The organism is Chryseobacterium turcicum (genome assembly GCF_021010565.1).
Lineage (GTDB): Bacteria > Bacteroidota > Bacteroidia > Flavobacteriales > Weeksellaceae > Chryseobacterium > Chryseobacterium turcicum.
Map to the genome: position 1 here is coordinate 24,134 of NZ_JAJNAY010000001.1, position 16,295 is coordinate 40,428.

12 protein-coding genes are annotated in these 16,295 nt (G+C 34.8%); 4 read left to right on the forward strand and 8 right to left on the reverse strand.

Annotated features, from left to right (window positions below):
• Positions 1 to 13: 13 nt before the first annotated feature.
• The 4 genes from LO744_RS00160 to LO744_RS00175 all read right to left on the reverse strand — a co-directional run bounded on the left by LO744_RS00160 (position 14) and on the right by LO744_RS00175 (position 5,925).
• Entirely contained in the window at positions 14 to 1,246 is a 1,233-nt protein-coding gene (locus LO744_RS00160) for an MFS transporter (protein ID WP_230666187.1), read from the reverse strand.
• Between the two features lie 152 nt (positions 1,247 to 1,398).
• Positions 1,399 to 2,598 (reverse strand): diaminopimelate decarboxylase, encoded by a 1,200-nt coding sequence (gene lysA / locus LO744_RS00165; RefSeq protein ID WP_230666189.1) that lies wholly within the window; start codon positions 2,596 to 2,598, stop codon positions 1,399 to 1,401.
• Between the two features lie 456 nt (positions 2,599 to 3,054).
• Positions 3,055 to 4,278 carry a 3'-5' exonuclease gene (locus LO744_RS00170; RefSeq protein ID WP_230666191.1) on the reverse strand — a complete coding sequence of 408 codons (1,224 nt, stop codon included), beginning with the start codon at positions 4,276 to 4,278 and terminating at the stop codon, positions 3,055 to 3,057.
• Between the two features lie 120 nt (positions 4,279 to 4,398).
• Positions 4,399 to 5,925 carry a helicase HerA-like domain-containing protein gene (locus LO744_RS00175; protein ID WP_230666193.1) on the reverse strand — a complete coding sequence of 509 codons (1,527 nt, stop codon included), beginning with the start codon at positions 5,923 to 5,925 and terminating at the stop codon, positions 4,399 to 4,401.
• A gap of 370 nt (positions 5,926 to 6,295) precedes the next feature.
• On the opposite strand from LO744_RS00175, the gene LO744_RS00180 reads away from it, so the two are divergent.
• The 3 genes from LO744_RS00180 to LO744_RS00190 are packed head-to-tail and all read left to right on the forward strand — an operon-like array spanning position 6,296 to position 8,401.
• Positions 6,296 to 7,705, forward strand: a complete 1,410-nt coding sequence (locus LO744_RS00180) for an MBL fold metallo-hydrolase (protein WP_230666196.1) — start codon at positions 6,296 to 6,298, stop codon at positions 7,703 to 7,705.
• On the forward strand, positions 7,706 to 8,074 hold the full coding sequence (locus LO744_RS00185) for a rhodanese-like domain-containing protein (protein ID WP_230666198.1): 369 nt from the start codon (positions 7,706 to 7,708) through the stop codon (positions 8,072 to 8,074). It abuts the gene before it with no gap.
• A 27-nt stretch (positions 8,075 to 8,101) separates the two neighbouring features.
• Positions 8,102 to 8,401, forward strand: a complete 300-nt coding sequence (locus LO744_RS00190) for a thioredoxin family protein (RefSeq protein ID WP_230666201.1) — start codon at positions 8,102 to 8,104, stop codon at positions 8,399 to 8,401.
• Positions 8,402 to 8,503: 102 nt separating this feature from the next.
• Here the strand turns inward: LO744_RS00190 and LO744_RS00195 are convergent, their stop codons facing one another.
• A complete protein-coding gene (locus LO744_RS00195) occupies positions 8,504 to 10,573 on the reverse strand; it encodes a T9SS type A sorting domain-containing protein (RefSeq protein WP_230666203.1) in 2,070 nt (689 codons plus the stop codon).
• A gap of 204 nt (positions 10,574 to 10,777) precedes the next feature.
• Positions 10,778 to 12,901 (reverse strand): T9SS type A sorting domain-containing protein, encoded by a 2,124-nt coding sequence (locus LO744_RS00200; protein WP_230666205.1) that lies wholly within the window; start codon positions 12,899 to 12,901, stop codon positions 10,778 to 10,780.
• A gap of 149 nt (positions 12,902 to 13,050) precedes the next feature.
• Between LO744_RS00200 and LO744_RS00205 the strand changes: the two genes are divergently transcribed.
• Positions 13,051 to 13,917: a helix-turn-helix domain-containing protein gene (locus tag LO744_RS00205; RefSeq protein ID WP_230666207.1), complete on the forward strand. Its 867-nt coding sequence runs from the start codon at positions 13,051 to 13,053 to the stop codon at positions 13,915 to 13,917.
• 99 nt (positions 13,918 to 14,016) lie between these two features.
• Here LO744_RS00205 and LO744_RS00210 read toward each other — a convergent pair whose 3' ends face one another.
• On the reverse strand, positions 14,017 to 14,307 hold the full coding sequence (locus LO744_RS00210) for a hypothetical protein (protein WP_230666209.1): 291 nt from the start codon (positions 14,305 to 14,307) through the stop codon (positions 14,017 to 14,019).
• Between the two features lie 178 nt (positions 14,308 to 14,485).
• On the reverse strand, positions 14,486 to 16,093 hold the full coding sequence (locus tag LO744_RS00215; RefSeq protein WP_230666211.1) for a fumarate hydratase: 1,608 nt from the start codon (positions 16,091 to 16,093) through the stop codon (positions 14,486 to 14,488).
• Between the last annotated feature and the right edge of the window lie 202 nt (positions 16,094 to 16,295).

Here is a 16,295-nt window from a genome sequence, read left to right on the forward strand (position 1 = left end):
AAAATCTCAAAACTCAAATAGCTTTTTGCACCTTGCTCCCTGTTTCTCTCAGTAACAATGATATTAAGATGGCTAAAATAATTCCGCCTATCCAGAAAAATAAAGAATTCTGAAAATGAATAGTAGCATCTGACAAACCAAGATTTTTCCCAAAATAATGACTAAAAACAGGGCTCAATAATGTCGTCACCCCAAAAGTTATAAAATTGATAGCTCCTGTAGAACTTCCTTTCACATAATCGGGATTGGTTTCTTTAATGACAGAATACGGAATCATCGCCGCACCCGACCCAATTCCTAAAATAAACATACTGATTTTAGCCGAGAATAAATCTGGTAGAAAAATCAATTGAAGTAAGCTTACAATCATCAAAACAGCGCCTCCCACCAAAACAGGCTTTCTCTTTCCTATTTTATCTGTTATAAATCCTAATAACGGGCATCCAAAAACCCATCCGAAAGCTACCATTCCGCTTGTTACTGCTGCATCATGAAAGGCAAACTGCTTATCTTTTTCGAAAAAAGCAACCGCCCAAGTCATCGCAAAAATAGTTGTAGGAGCAAATAACAGTCCCGAAATCAAACCACAAAGCCATGATTGAGGATTTGTGAAAACAATTTTATAAGTCTCTAAGTATCCTAATTTTTTAGATTGATCGTCACTTTCGTTATCCAAATTTTCTTTCGGTGTCACAAAATACAATGCAAAAGCTGTAATGATTGTAAAAATACCCGACCAAAGCCAAAATGTATTAATATTCATCCCCGATTCTACCAAAGGCCCCACGACAAACTGTCCTGATGCTCCGCCCAACATTCCCAAACACTGAGTAAAACCGATTGCCGTTGCCAAAGATTTTGAAGAAAAACCTTTACTTGCAAGATACACACAACCCGGAAATGCAAAAGCGCAACCCGCTCCTTGTAAAAGCCTTCCCGAAATTCCGGTAAACTGGCTTGAAATTAAAAAGAGTAAAGCTCCGATTCCTAAAATGAAAGTCCCTACAAAAAGAGATTTTTTACCTCCGAATTTATCCAAAGCTATCCCAGCAAGAAGACTACAGGTAGAATATGTATAATAATAGGTTCCAATCATCCATACAAGTTCCAAATTATTGGTATTGAAATGACTGGTTAGTTGTGGTAACATCACTGCAGGTGCAGATCTGATTACGTAATCTAAAAAATAAAATACAAGCCCGAAAACCCAGGCGATTATATACAACTTTTTCAAAGAATTGTTCATTGTGTAAGAAAATTTGGACTTTAAAATAATCCTCCACAGATTATTTGGAGCAAATATTCACTCTTCAAATGTAAGAATAATTAAAGATTCAAAATGAATCAGAGCTATTAAATATAAAAAAAACTCCACAATTTCTTGTGGAGTCCTATGTTTTAAATAATTTCAATCTGATTTCTCAAAAGATCCTCAAATTCATCTCTTTTTCTGATTAAATGTGCTTTTCCATCTAAGAAAAGTACTTCTGCAGGCTTTAGTCTAGAGTTGAAATTTGAACTCATCTCAAAACCGTAAGCTCCCGCATTGTGGAATGCTAAAATATCACCTTCTCTTACCTCGTTCAATTTTCTGTCCCAAGCAAAAGTATCGGTTTCGCAGATATTTCCTACAACGGTATAAATTCTTTCGGCCCCTTTCGGATTAGATAAATTTTCAATCTGATGATAAGAATCGTAAAACATCGGGCGAATTAAATGATTAAATCCAGAATTTACTCCCACAAAAACCGTCGCAGTTGTTTGCTTGATTACATTAGCTTTCACTAATAAATATCCACTTTTCCCAACTAAAAATTTTCCTGGTTCAAACCAAAGTTCGAATTTTTTTCCTGTAGATTTTGAAAATTCTGCAATTACTCTTTCTACTTTTTTACCCAACGTTTTTACATCGGTTTCTTCTTCACTGTCTTGGTAAGGAATTTTGAAACCGCTTCCCATATCCAAATATTTCAGATTTGGGAAATGCTCAGACAATTCAAGCATAATTTCTAAAGCCTGAAGGAAAACATCCGGGTCTTTAATTTCGCTTCCGGTGTGCATGTGAAGACCTTCTACATTCAGGTTAGTAGACTTCATCACTCTTTCGATATGACGCACTTGGTGAATAGAAATTCCGAATTTAGAATCGATATGACCTGTAGAAATTTTATAATTTCCACCGGCAAAAATATGCGGATTGATTCTTACTAAAATGGGATATGTATTTCCGTATTTGTTTCCAAACTGCTCAAGAATAGAGATGTTGTCGATATTGATATGAACGCCGAAGGTCATCGCTTCTTCAATTTCAGCCAAATCAACACAGTTGGGGGTAAACAAGATTTTTTCTTTTGTGAAACCGGCTTTTAAACCTAATTTAACTTCATTTATTGAAACACAATCCAAAGAAGCACCTAAGTTCTTGACATATTTCAGAATGTTGATGTTTGTCAATGCCTTTGCAGCATAGAAGAACTTTGTGTGTTTTAAAAAAGAAGATGTAAGTTTTTCGTATTGAATTTTAATCGATTCTGCATCGTAAACGTACACCGGCGTGCCAAATTCATTGGCAATCTTTAACAATTCTTTTGAATTCATAATTTCAATTTTACATAAAAAAAGGCAGATTCTTCCGAAAAGAGTCTGCCGCAATAATTATTTTTTATGCAAGGCAACTCCTTAAATATTCCAAACCTTAGAGAACTTTATAGTCCCCTTTTTACCAGTTTTATTTTGTTTAAAATTTTGCATTGCTTTTTTTATTCTTTTGCAAAAATACTATTTATTTTGCGAATATTAATTTGAAAATCATTTTCTTCGGGCTAAACGCATTAAAAATAAAATTTTTCAACCACAAAAGGCACAAAAATCTTTTAACATATTAGTTATTTTTAAGTTTGTGATTCGATTTTTAAGAAGAACACATAAGCTTTAAAATCAAAGATTTTTTTATACTTACAAATCTCAAAAACTCGAAACTCGAAACACCTCTATTTCCTATCCTTTATTTAATTAAAAATCTATAGTCTTGGGTGAATAACCCAAAAAGCATCTTTATTTCGGCAATGGTAAGGTTTCAAAATCACCACGAATTAGTGCCAATTGCAAATCATTTATAAGGTCCGAACTTGGTAAAGGCAAATCTATTTTTAGTTTTGCTATTTTACTCATCGTCTGAATCTGTGTAAACAATTCATAAAAACCATAAGACGTCACTTTTCCGTTATCAATAATCAGAAAAAGTTTCTCACCTAGTTTTCTCCCTGCTCCCAGCCAAAGCTCGTTTCTCTTTTTGAAATCAATCTTCTTTTTGAAAACATTCACATCATTAAACTCTTCTATTTTACTGATAAACTGTACAGCTTTTGAACCTTGTGTGAACGCTCTAAATTTAAGAATCGGTTTTTCAGTTTTATTTAATGTATTTTTTTCAACTATATATTTATCATTTCTAAAGTACAGACCGAATGGCAATACTTCTCTCTTTTTTACTCCTTTTGAGTTTAAAATCAGCTTAGCGATAATATCAGTTCCTGTCAGTTCAAAATTGATTTGCTCAGCTTCAGTTTGGATACTTTCCCATTTTTTTGATTTAGAATTAAAAAGCTTTTTCGAAAACTTATTAATATCCTGCACATAATCAGAAAAAATAATTTTCCCTGCTTCATTTTGGAAATAAACAAATCCTTTTTCGCTTGGTAAATCCTGAGTTAACTCTTTGATTTTGTTGATGTAACTTTTAGCATTTGTTTCCTCATGCTGCTCCTGAATAATCTCGTTACTTGTATCTTTTGAAAGCAATAGTTTAAACAACTCTAAAGTTGCTCTCGCGTCACCTTCTGCGCGATGTGCGTTAACCAAAGGAATTCCCAATGATTTCACCAATTTCCCTAAAGAATAACTTACCTCATCCGGAATCAGCTTTTTAGCCAAAGGAATGGTATCTAAAGTATTGATTTTAAAATCATACCCTAACCTTTGAAACGATTGGCGAAGCATTCTGTAATCGAAATCTATATTGTGACCTACTAAAGTGGTATTTTCTGTAATTTCGACAACTCTTTTAGCCAACTCATGAAATTTCGGAGCTGTTTTTACCATTTTTGGGCTAATATTGGTCAGTTTCTGAACAAATGGGGTAATCTCACTTTCCGGGTCAACAAGTGAAATAAACTGGTCGACAATTTTATGACCATCATACTTGAAAATGGCGATATCTATAATGCATTCTTTTCTAAAACCTGCACCATTGCTTTCTATATCTATGATTGAATACATTATAATCTAACTTAAACTTCTATAATCAAAAATCAAACCTTTTGAAATATTAACAAAAGGGCAATTCTGCTAAAATAATGAAATTAGTTTGAGAAATCCAAAAATTGACAACTCAAAACGTTATCTTTTTCTTCCACCTAAACCAAACATTCCTAAAATCGCTTTTGCACCTTCTCTCATTAAGGTATTGGCAAAGGTTCTCCCGGCACTGCTTTTTAAAACTTGCTCAAACATTCCCGGCTCTTCTTTTACAGGTTTTGTTTTCTGGGTTGGAGCTGAATTTTCAACAGCCTGCTCCATTCTTTTTACTAAAATCTCATAGGCAGACTCGCTGTCGATTGGTGTTTCGTATTTTGAAACCAAAGCCGATTTTGATGTTAATTCTAAAATTTCTGCATCATTCAACACATCCATTCTTGACTCTGGCGAAATTAAATACGTATGAACAAGTGGCGTAGGAATTCCTTTTTCATCCAACGCCGTGATAAAAGCTTCGCCAATTCCTAAATTTTGTATCAACTCAGAAGCATTGTAAAACTCTGTTGTAGGATAATTTTCTACGGCTTTAGAAATCTCTTTTTTATCTTTTCCGGTAAAACCTCTCAACGCATGTTGAATTTTTAGCCCTAATTGTGAAAGCACATTTTCAGGAACATCTCCCGGAATTTGGGTAATAAAGTAAATTCCGACACCTTTAGAACGAATCAGTTTTACCATCGTTTCTATTTGGGAAACTAAAGCTTTTGAAGATTCATCAAAAATCAAATGTGCTTCATCGATAAACAGAACCAATTTTGGTTTTCCACTATCACCTTCTTCGGGGAAAGTCATATAAATTTCAGCAAAAAGCGACAGCATAAAAGTAGAAAATAGCTGCGGTTTGCTTTGAATATCTGCAACTCTTAAAATATTGACAACTCCTTTTCCATCTCTTGTTTCAAGCAAATCATGAACATCAAAACTTAGTTCACCAAAAAAATCTGCCGCACCTTGTTGTTCTAAGGCAACAATTGACCTTAAAATAGCTCCTAAAGACGCAGGAGCAATAGAACCATAATCGGCAGACAGCTCAGCTTTACCTTGAGGATTATCGGTTACGTATTGTAAGACTTTCTTTAAATCATTTAAATCAATCAGAGGCAAACCTTTGTCATCGCAATATTTAAAAACAATCGACATGATGCTTTGTTGAGTATCATTTAATTCTAAAATTTTACTTAATAAAACAGGACCAAATTCGGTAACCGTAGCGCGCAATTTCACACCTTTTCCACCAGAAATACTCATCAGCTCCACCGGAAATGGCTGTGGATTGTACGAAAGCTGTGTTTTGGCATAACGCTCTTCAATAATAGCATTCATTTGCCCAGCTTCAGCAATACCAGAAAAATCTCCTTTGATATCTAAAACCAAAGATGGAATTCCTGCATGAGAAAGTTGCTCGGCGAAAACCTGAAGTGTTTTTGTTTTTCCAGTTCCTGTTGCTCCGGCAATCAGACCATGACGGTTGATGGTTTTTAAAGGAATGGTAACGTTGACCTCAGTAACGACCTCGCCATCCAACATTCCTTTTCCTAAAATAATATGTTCTCCTTTTGGAGTATATCTTGTCGAAAGTTCTTCAATAAATTTTGTTTTGTCTGCCATTTGATATTTTTAACATCTAAAGATAAAGTTTTTTGTAAAACGTTTTAATAATCTCTTTCACTTTATCACATTCATTATTATCATTTTTCATAAAATAAATTTAAATTAGCAGCTGGAGTAGCCTTCATAAGCTGATTTCTCTAAAATGTAATAAATATATTTGAGTGAATGATTATCCTTAAATTGAATCTAGGAAAGACCGTTTAAATTGATAAAAATAGCTTTGAAATTTTTATAAGATTTTTTGTAATTTAGAATAAATAAACCTTTATAGATTTATTCTATCATAACAGATATTTTATTTTAACGGGTTTTAAAAAATAAAACCCGATTTTTGTAGATTAAAGAACAAAAAATTCTCAACCCAAAAATGAAAATTGAGCAAATATATACAGGCTGTTTAGCACAAGGCGCATATTATATCGTATCAGAAAACGAAGCAGCAATCATAGACCCACTGAGAGAAGTAAAACCATATCTTGACCGTCTTGAAAAAGACAATGTCACTTTAAAATATATTTTTGAAACTCATTTCCATGCAGATTTTGTTTCCGGGCATTTAGATTTAAGCAAAAAGACAGATGCTCCTATTGTTTACGGACCGACTGCACAACCTGAATTCGAGGCAATTATTGCTGAGGACAATCAGATTTTTGAAATTGGAAAGATTAAAATAAAAGTCCTTCACACTCCGGGTCACACTATGGAAAGTACAACCTACCTTTTGATTGACGAAAACGGTGTAGAAACGGCTATTTTCACAGGAGACACTTTATTTTTAGGTGATGTAGGACGACCTGACCTTGCTCAAAAAGCAGGAAGTGTTACACAAGAAGATTTAGCTGGTATTTTATATGAAAGTCTTCATAATAAAATTATGCCTTTAGATGACAGTATTACTGTTTATCCGGCTCATGGAGCGGGTTCTGCCTGCGGAAAAAACATGCAGAAAGAAACGGTAGATATTTTAGGAAATCAAAAAAGAACAAATTACGCACTGAATCAACCTGATAAAGAATCTTTCATCAAAGAAGTATTAGACGGATTGACGGCACCACCCAAATATTTCGGGATGAATGTTGCGATGAATAAAGGTGGCTACGACAGTTTAGACACAGTGATGGACAGAGGCTTAAATCCCGTTTCTGTAGAAGATTTTGAAAGCTTTGCTGAAGAAACAGGAGCTTTAATTTTAGACACAAGAGGCCCTGCAGATTTTCATAAAGGATACATTCCAAATGCAATTAATATCGGCTTAAAAGGAGATTTTGCTCCTTGGGTAGGAAGCCTGATTGTAGATGTAAAACATCCTTTATTATTGGTTGCAGACGAAGGAACTGAAGAAGAAGTTATCACAAGATTAAGCAGAGTTGGTTTTGATAATGTTTTAGGATACTTAAAAGGAGGTTTTGAAGCTTGGAAAAACTCAACAAAAGAAACTGACGAAGTAAAAAGAATTTCTCCTGCTGAATTTGCAGAAGTATTTAATGAAAATTCAAAAGTAATTGATGTAAGAAAAATCGGAGAATATTCTGCTGAACATATTGACAATGCGTACAGCAGACCTTTAGACACAATCAGCGATTGGGTTACATCCATTGATGATTCTGAACATTTCTTTTTACATTGTGCAGGAGGTTACAGAAGTATGATTGCAGCAAGCATCCTTAACTCACACGGAATCAGAAATTTCACCGAAATAGAAGGTGGTTTTAATGGAATTAAGAAAACAGAAAAATTTCCTGTTTCAGATTTTGTATGTCAATCTAAAACTTTATAAATGAGAGGAAAAATAGGTGCGCTAATTCTGATTTCAATATTTGCATTAAACAGTTGTAAAACAAAAGCTGTAGCAGAAAACGGCATTAAAACTAACATTAAAGAAGTTGTAAAAAGCTCTGATGTAATGTTGGTAGATGTAAGAATTCCTGAGCAATACGCCGAAGCTACAGCAAATAACGCTGTTAATATTCCTTTGGCTGAACTACAAAATAATATTGATACGCTGAAAGGTAAAAAAGTAGTTGTTTTTTGCAACAAAGGTATTCAGGCAGACAAGGCGGTAGAAATTTTGAAGAAAAACGGAGTTGATGTTTATGATGGTACGACCTGGAAAAATGTGAAAGCCATTCAGCAAGAAAAAGAGTAAAAGTAAATTAGAATAAAACGAAATACGATGTCACAAAAATTCCAAGAAATAATAGATTCTGAAAGACCAGTTTTAATCGATTTTTTTGCTACTTGGTGTCAACCATGCAAAGTGCAATCTTCGGTTCTAAATACCGTGAAAGAAAACGTGGGCGAAAAAGCCAGAATTATAAAAATTGATATTGACCAATATCCTGCAATCGCTTCGCAATACAATGTGCGTGGCGTTCCTACATTGGCAGTTTTCAAAAAAGGAGAATTATTATATAAAGAAAGCGGTGTACACGATGTAAACCGATTGACACAAGTATTGGAGCAGTTTATGTAAAAGTTTTCAATAAAATATTTAGCCTAAATGTTGGCGTAAAAAAAAGGCTTAGATTGTACAATCTAAGCCTTTTCTTTGAAACGATATAAATCCTAAAAAGCATTAATTTTTAATCACTTTTTTAGAAATTATTTGTCCGTTTTTCAATTGTAATTCAACAATATAAACTCCTTTCTGAAGTTCTTGCATATTGATTGTATTATTTGAAAACTGAATATTCATTTTTTGCCCTACAATATTGGTAACATTTACTTTATCAATATCAGAATCTGTTTTAATATTTAAAATTCCATTAGTTGGGTTTGGATAGATTCCTACAGCAATTTTTCTAATATCTGAAGTTCCTAAACCTGTAGTAACATCTTTTATACATCTTACAGATTGACCTTGCCCTCTTGAGCTACCAGCTGAAGGATTTCCAATAGTAGTACCTACATAAAAGTATTTAGCTCCTATTCCGGTTGTCGTAGAGCTCCAGAAATAACCTCTTTGCCCCGTAAATTCAAAAGCACCATCTATAAAAGATCGGTTACCTCCGGCTGGAAGTTTAAGCTTACTGGCGTATGCAGTTGCAGGATTATTTATTCCTTCTGCGTTTTTAGTAGCAGTCCAGTCTGCCTGCGATGGCATCTTCCAATCCTGTCCTACTGCTTTACAAGGGTCTGCCCCGTTGGTTGAGCTAAAAGAATTAGGAGTCGCTGTCCATTGATCACTAAGATCATTTCCGCCCCACCATGATCCAAGAATGAACGAACCTGAGCTATTCAAACCCATAGGAGTATTTGGTGAAGGAACATTAGCCATTGATGAATTTCTGTTTTGGTGACCATCATCCCATCTTCCCCACTGGAAAAGATCTCCGTAAGACTCGACATCTGCCATAGAAGTCGCTACTTGTCTACTTCCTAAATTTTGCTGAAGCCAAACTTTACCGTCTGCACCTCTTACGGTTGTATAGGTGACCTGGTGACCTTGATAATTAAAAGTTACACAACCTGTATCTCCGGGATTGGTTCCTGGGTCAGCATTGTTACAAGCTGGAGTTGTATTGGGTAACTGAATTTTCTTTACTCTTACTCCGCTCTGAGAATAGGTAAGAACCAATGTGTTATTTACAGCATCATACTGTAAATCATTATATAACGCAGTACCATCTGAAACAAAATCTCCACCAAAATTAGCCCATGTATTTGTAGTAGCATCAAATTCATAAACGGTATTTTTACCCCCGTTTACAGACCATCCGCTTGCTACAGTGTAAAGTTTACCTGAAGGAGTTACCGCAATAGAAACATTATACAAATCATTTGAAATTCCAAAATCGGCATTGCCAATCTGTTCCCAAGTGGTTCCGTTAAATTTTTTCACATTCAGCCTTCTGTTATTAGCCGATGTAGAAGAGTAAACAACATACAACGTATTGTCTGAGCCTATTGCAATATCTGAAGTTGCGTTTGCCCCCTCTGTAAATGCTCTCCCCACTGAAGCTCCGCCCACTAAAGTCCACGCGTCAGTTGCAGAAGCCGTTAAGCTATTTTCAAAAACTTTCACTCCAGATGCAATGTGGCAAACATATACTTTTCCGTTTGTGCCCATTACCATTTCTGCGTGTGTAGGATTTCCTCCAGCAATATTTGTAGGACCAACTTGTTCCCAAGCTCCGTTTACCAATCTTTTTACAGTTCCAGATCCCACAGATCCGTAAACATAAGGAGTATTATTGGGTGCTATAGCAGATGCCTGATAATTTGTAGTATCGGTAAAAGCTAGTGGTAACAAACTCCAAGAAGTACCGTCAAACTTTCTTACTTCCATCCCTGCGTTTGGATACCCCCATTGATTGGTATAATATACATTTCCTGAAGTATCTAAAGAAAGAGAATTGTAAGTCGCTGTAGAAGTCGTAATTCCTGCACTACCACCCACATATGACCATGATATTCCGTTAAACTTTTGTACAGAACCTTTCTGAACAGAAACATCATAGTAAGAAACATAATAATTTCCCTGCGCATCAATGGCAAGATTATTATAACTGCTTGTTCCTGCAGAAATGCTTCCTGTAGAACCCACATCTACCCATTGTTGAGCATTTAATGTGCTTACTGCTATCGAAAGGATACCGATTCCGGCTCCAATTTGCTTCGCTTTTGATTGTAAATTTTTAAACATAAATAATTCTATTTTTATTTATTCTAAATTATTCTAGAATTTTCGGCAAAATTAGTCTTGAAAACAACCAAAGAGTTATCATTTCCAATTTTTTTGTTATCATATGAAACATGATGCTTGTCATTGATCTGAATATAAAAGCATTAGGCGACAGTTTCACGATGAAATTGTCGCCTAAACACAAATAAAATATTAAAATGAATGTTAGTTTTTAATGACTTTCTTAGAAATTTTTTGCCCGTTTTTTAGTGTCATTTCTACAATATAGACTCCGCTTGGTAAGTCTTGCATATTAATTTGATGATTAGAATACTTAATATTTAATCTTTGTCCCACAACATTGGTTACGCTTACAGTATTGATTTCAGAATCTGTTTTAATATTTAAAATACCATTCGTAGGATTAGGATAAACTCCTACGCTGATTTTTTTAATCTCTGTAGTTCCTAAGCCTGTAGCAACCTCTTTTATACATCTTACAGACATTCCTGCATCTCTACTAGCACTGTTTGATAAAGTTGAGAATCCACTGATATACAAATGCTGGCCAGAACCAGTATATGGTGATGCAGATGACGACCAAAGATAAAGTCTTGTTCCTGGAGAGTAAATACCATTATAATCTTTCATTCCTGCTGGAATTAATTTTAAATGGCTTGAAAGTGCCGAATTATATTCCGAAATATTTTCAGCAGCCATCGCAGCATCAATTTCTCCAACCGTTGGAAGTCTCCAGTCTAAACCAATTGCTTTACAAGGGTCTGCTCCTTTTGTAGCTGTTGCAGCTGAAGCGTTTTCTGCAGTCCAGGTATCAGAATCAGTTCCTCCTGACCAAAAGTTTGATGAGGAATTATAACCTGCAGAATAGAATGTTGCATTTCCACCATTTAAGCCAGCTGGATTATTAGATGAAGGAGCCGTTGCAGATAATGTAGAGTTTCTAAGCTGATGACCATCATCCCATCTTCCCCACTGGAAAAGGTCTCCATAAGCATCAGAATCTGTAAGTGATTCTGCTATCTTCGTGCTTCCAAGGTTTTGCTGAAGCCAGATTTTACCATCTGTTCCTCTTACGGTTGTGTATGTAACCGATTGCCCTCTGTAATTAAATGTTACACAGCCTAAATCTCCAGAATTGTTTCCTGGGTCTGTATTATTGCATGAAGGCTGTACCTGTAAAGTAAACTTTTTCACAACAGTTCCTTCAGTAATTCCTTGAGAAAAATAATCATCTAGAGAATAAGCTAAAACCAAACTATTGGTGTTTGCATCAAATTCTAAATCATTATAGTGTGTAGCACCGTCAGATACATAATTTCCTCCAAATGGACTCCATGTATTAGTTGTTGAATTGATTTCATACACCGTATTTTTACCTTCATTTTCATACCAACTGCTTGCAGCAACAAACGGTTTTCCTTGTGAAGTAACAGCTATTGAAAAATCTAGATTGCTTTCACCTACACCAAAATTTTCGTCTCCTAATTGCGTCCAACTAGTACCATCAAATTTCTTTACATTAATTTTTCTGAGTAAGCTGTTAGGATTATTTGGATTATTTAATGTTTTACCATACACCACATACAAACTATTATCAGTCCCTATTGTAAAATCTAAGGTAGCATAAACACTTTCAGTAAAAGCACTTCCCAAAGAAGCACCTCCCACCAATGTCCAAGTTGCAGTAGATGAAGCCGTCAATGTATTTTCATAAACACTTACCACCCCATTGGAAATCTGGCAAACATAGACTTTACCATTAGTTCCAAGTTTAATTTTCCCATGGTATACTACCCCAGAAACCACATTAGCTCCTATTTGTTGCCATGCACCATTTACAAAACGTCTTACGGTACCCTGAACATACGTATATAAAATATTATCTGCTGAAACCGCTGAAGATGGATATCCTGCAAAACCACTCGTAGGAATAGAAGCCAAAGAAGACCACGCAGCCGAAGAGAATTTATTGACATCCATATTATCACCTTTACTTAAGTGATAAACACTCCCATCGGGTGCCACGGATAAAGAATTGTGATTAGCATAATCATCAGTAACTCCAGCCGAACCTCCTAGATAAGACCATGAAGCTCCGTTGAGTTTTTGTACCGAACCTTTATCAACAGAAAGATCGTAGTAAGAAACATAATAATTTCCTGCATTATCTATTACAAAATCATTAAATCCACTTCCGCTAGCAGATAGTATTGATGTATTGCCTACATTTTGCCACTGCTGGGCATTTATAAAATTGCTTCCTGCAATCGATAGCACAAAAGCACTTAAGCTGACTTTTGTGACCAAAGTATATAAATTTTTAAACATAATAGATATTATTTTTATTTATTCTAAATTTAATCTAATTTTGCACAAAAGTAGTTTACATCCTGAATCCCTAGTTATCATTTTCAAATTTTCACTTATCGGATGTAGGCTTCTCTTAAACTATTATGGAAACAAAAACACTTCGCACAATGAAACAGACGAAAAGAGGCTTACTATTTCAATCTGAGGACATTAAAGTGGTTTTTAATGAAGATGCGACAATGGGAAACTATTTAAAATCGCAGTTTATTGAAGGAGAATCTAGTTTTAATATGTTGTTTTTATTGAGCCCGAACATTAATTTGAGAGCTTCAGATTGTGGAACTCAATTTAAATTCAACAAAAATCAATACATCCTCCATTATTCTTCCGCAGAAAATAGAGCTGAATTGTGGACAGAAAATCAGGAAGTTTTAAAATACCTTCAGATACAGGTCAATTATCAATATGTTTTTGATTTAATTGACCCTCAGTCTAATTCAGAAAGTGCAGAAATTCTGGACAATATGAAGAACAATAACTTTATTTTCCTTCATAAACAGACTCCACCCAATATGACGGTAGAAATGCACATGATTTTAAAGGAGATTTCAGGATATTCTAAAAAAGGAGTGATGCAGAAACTCTTTATTGAAGCCAAAATTATCAAGCTTTTAATCCTGATTTTTGAGCAGTTTAATGAAAAAGATATTGAAGAAGATTTATCTAAAACTCCAGAAACCATCAAGAAATTTTTAGATGAAAACTATCATAAGAATCTGAAAATAGAAGAAATATCTAAAATAATAGGCATTAATCAAAATAAGCTGAGAAAGGAGTTTAAAGAACATTATCAAACCACAATAGTAGATTATATTTCAGAACTCAGAATGCTGAAAGCTAAAAAAATGATTATCAACAAACAAATCATGATTAAAGAAATTGCCATAGAATGCGGCTATGAATACGTACAGAACTTCACCCGTGCTTTTAAGAAAAAGTTTGGAGTCTCTCCTGAAAAGCTCAGATTAGGGTAAAAAAAATAAAACCACTAAAATAAATTAGTGGTTTTGTATATGTTGTTTTGCTTTGATATTACTTTCTCAGAATTCATGTGAGAAAGCAATGACAATCAATTAATGATGTCCGTGATTGTGCCCGTGGCTATCGTGGATGAAAGGACCGTGACCTTTAGGCTGGCTGAAGATTACTTCAACACCTTCTTGCTCACTAAGCAATTTACTTCTGATCTCTTCTGGATCAAAAGGTTTCACTTTCCCAAAGTATTCTTTCAAACCTTCAGTTAACCACAAAGGAATAATAAAACCGAAAAACATTAAGATACACCAGAATCCTACAAGAAACATACAAATAAAATAGATTGTCCAAAGGAATTGGTAAAACGGCCAAAATGCTGATAACATCATTTTTCTTAAATTTTAAGCAAAAATAGGACTTTTTTCTTTTGTTCCAAAAGATATACAACCTATTTTTATTATTTATTTTTATTTTAAACTAAATTCAGACGCTTAGATAATAGATGAATAGATGATAGATGCTTCTCTATGATCTATTTATCTATCATCTATTCATCGTTTTTATACTTTAATGAGCAAGATTGGCAAAGAAATCATTTCCTTTATCATCGGTAATGATAAATGCCGGGAAATCTTTTACTTCAATTTTTCTTACCGCTTCCATTCCTAATTCTGGGAAATCTACGACCTCAACAGACAAAATATTATCTTTTGCCAAAATTGCAGCAGGCCCACCAATCGAACCGATGTAGAAACCTCCGTATTTGTTACAAGCATTGGTCACATCTGCCGTTCTGTTTCCTTTTGCCAACATCACCATGCTTCCGCCATGGCTTTGGAATTCGTCAACATAAACATCCATTCTTCCCGCCGTTGTAGGCCCGAAACTTCCTGAAGCCATTCCTTCCGGTGTTTTTGCTGGTCCTGCGTAATAAATTGGGTGATTTTTAAAATATTCAGGCATTGGCTGTCCCGCATCCAATAATTCTTTGATTTTTGCGTGAGCAATATCTCTTGCAACAATTAAAGTCCCGTTTAGTTTTAATCGTGTTTTGATTGGATATTTTGAAAGCTCAGCCAAAATCTCAGGCATTGGCTTATTCAAATTAATCTCAACAGCTTCTTCCAAATGTGGTGGCGTTGCAGGTAAAAATCTTTTAGGATCTTCTTCTAGTTGCTCCAAGAAAATACCTTCTTTGGTAATTTTACCTTTGATATTTCTATCTGCCGAACAAGAAACTCCCATTCCAACAGGACAAGAAGCTGCGTGACGAGGTAATCTGATTACTCTAACGTCGTGTGTTAAATATTTCCCTCCAAACTGAGCTCCGATTGCACTTTCCTGGCAAATTTTCTGAACTTTAGCTTCCCATTCCAAATCTCTGAAAGCCTGTCCTGCTTCATTTCCTTCAGTCGGAAGATTGTCGTAATATTTAGCAGAAGCTTTTTTTACTGCAGCTAAATTTGCTTCCGCAGAAGTTCCACCGATGACCAACGCCAAGTGATAAGGCGGACAAGCAGCAGTTCCTAAATCTGAAATTCTCTCTTTCACAAAAGCTTCAAGAGATTTTTCGTTCAATAAAGATTTTGTTTTTTGATACAAGAATGTTTTGTTAGCAGAACCTCCTCCTTTTGTTAAGAATAAAAACTCGTAATAATTTCCTTTTTTAGCATAAATATCAATTTGTGCCGGAAGATTAGAACCCGAATTTTTCTCATCAAACATCGTTAAAGGAACCACCTGAGAATATCTTAGGTTTCTTTTTTGATACGTATTGTAAATTCCTTTGCTTAAATATTCTCCATCTTCAACTCCGGTGTAAACATTTTCCCCTTTTTTACCCATTACAATCGCAGTTCCTGTATCTTGGCAAGAAGGTAAAGCCCCTTCTACCGCAACAGCAGCGTTTTGTAATAAATTATAAGCAACGAATCTGTCGTTATCAGTTGCTTCAGGATCGTCAATAATTCTTTTTAAACTTTCTAAATGTGAAGAACGAAGCATGAAAGAAACATCTGCCATCGCTTCTTCAGCCAACAACTCCAATCCTTTAGGATCGATTGTTAAAACTTCTCTTTCACCATGCTTTTCAACCTTCACGTAGTCTGAGGTCAACTTTTTGTACACCGTATCGTCTTTCAAAATTGGATACGGATCTTGATATTTAAAATCCATTATACTTTCTATTTCTGTGCAAAAATACGGCTTACGAAAAAAAGCATGAGCAAAATCAGCGACTTATGCTTGTATTTATAATGATTATAAATTGCGAGGTTTTTAAGCATTGTTTAACTTTATAAAAACTTTCAAACCACAAAAGTTTTTTTAACACATTAGTTATTTTTTAGTTTAATAAATAATGCTTTACAAGAACACA

What these genes read in the sequence shown, in the direction of transcription:
- LO744_RS00215 (WP_230666211.1), bottom strand. Translation starts at nt 16,093, where the DNA reads ATGGATTTTAAATATCAAGATCCGTATCCAATTTTGAAAGACGATACG.
- LO744_RS00175 (WP_230666193.1), bottom strand. Translation starts at nt 5,925, where the DNA reads ATGGCAGACAAAACAAAATTTATTGAAGAACTTTCGACAAGATATACT.
- LO744_RS00185 (WP_230666198.1), top strand. Translation starts at nt 7,706, where the DNA reads ATGAGAGGAAAAATAGGTGCGCTAATTCTGATTTCAATATTTGCATTA.
- LO744_RS00210 (WP_230666209.1), bottom strand. Translation starts at nt 14,307, where the DNA reads ATGATGTTATCAGCATTTTGGCCGTTTTACCAATTCCTTTGGACAATC.
- LO744_RS00200 (WP_230666205.1), bottom strand. Translation starts at nt 12,901, where the DNA reads ATGTTTAAAAATTTATATACTTTGGTCACAAAAGTCAGCTTAAGTGCT.
- LO744_RS00195 (WP_230666203.1), bottom strand. Translation starts at nt 10,573, where the DNA reads ATGTTTAAAAATTTACAATCAAAAGCGAAGCAAATTGGAGCCGGAATC.
- LO744_RS00190 (WP_230666201.1), top strand. Translation starts at nt 8,102, where the DNA reads ATGTCACAAAAATTCCAAGAAATAATAGATTCTGAAAGACCAGTTTTA.
- lysA (WP_230666189.1), bottom strand. Translation starts at nt 2,598, where the DNA reads ATGAATTCAAAAGAATTGTTAAAGATTGCCAATGAATTTGGCACGCCG.
- LO744_RS00170 (WP_230666191.1), bottom strand. Translation starts at nt 4,278, where the DNA reads ATGTATTCAATCATAGATATAGAAAGCAATGGTGCAGGTTTTAGAAAA.
- LO744_RS00160 (WP_230666187.1), bottom strand. Translation starts at nt 1,246, where the DNA reads ATGAACAATTCTTTGAAAAAGTTGTATATAATCGCCTGGGTTTTCGGG.
- LO744_RS00205 (WP_230666207.1), top strand. Translation starts at nt 13,051, where the DNA reads ATGAAACAGACGAAAAGAGGCTTACTATTTCAATCTGAGGACATTAAA.
- LO744_RS00180 (WP_230666196.1), top strand. Translation starts at nt 6,296, where the DNA reads ATGAAAATTGAGCAAATATATACAGGCTGTTTAGCACAAGGCGCATAT.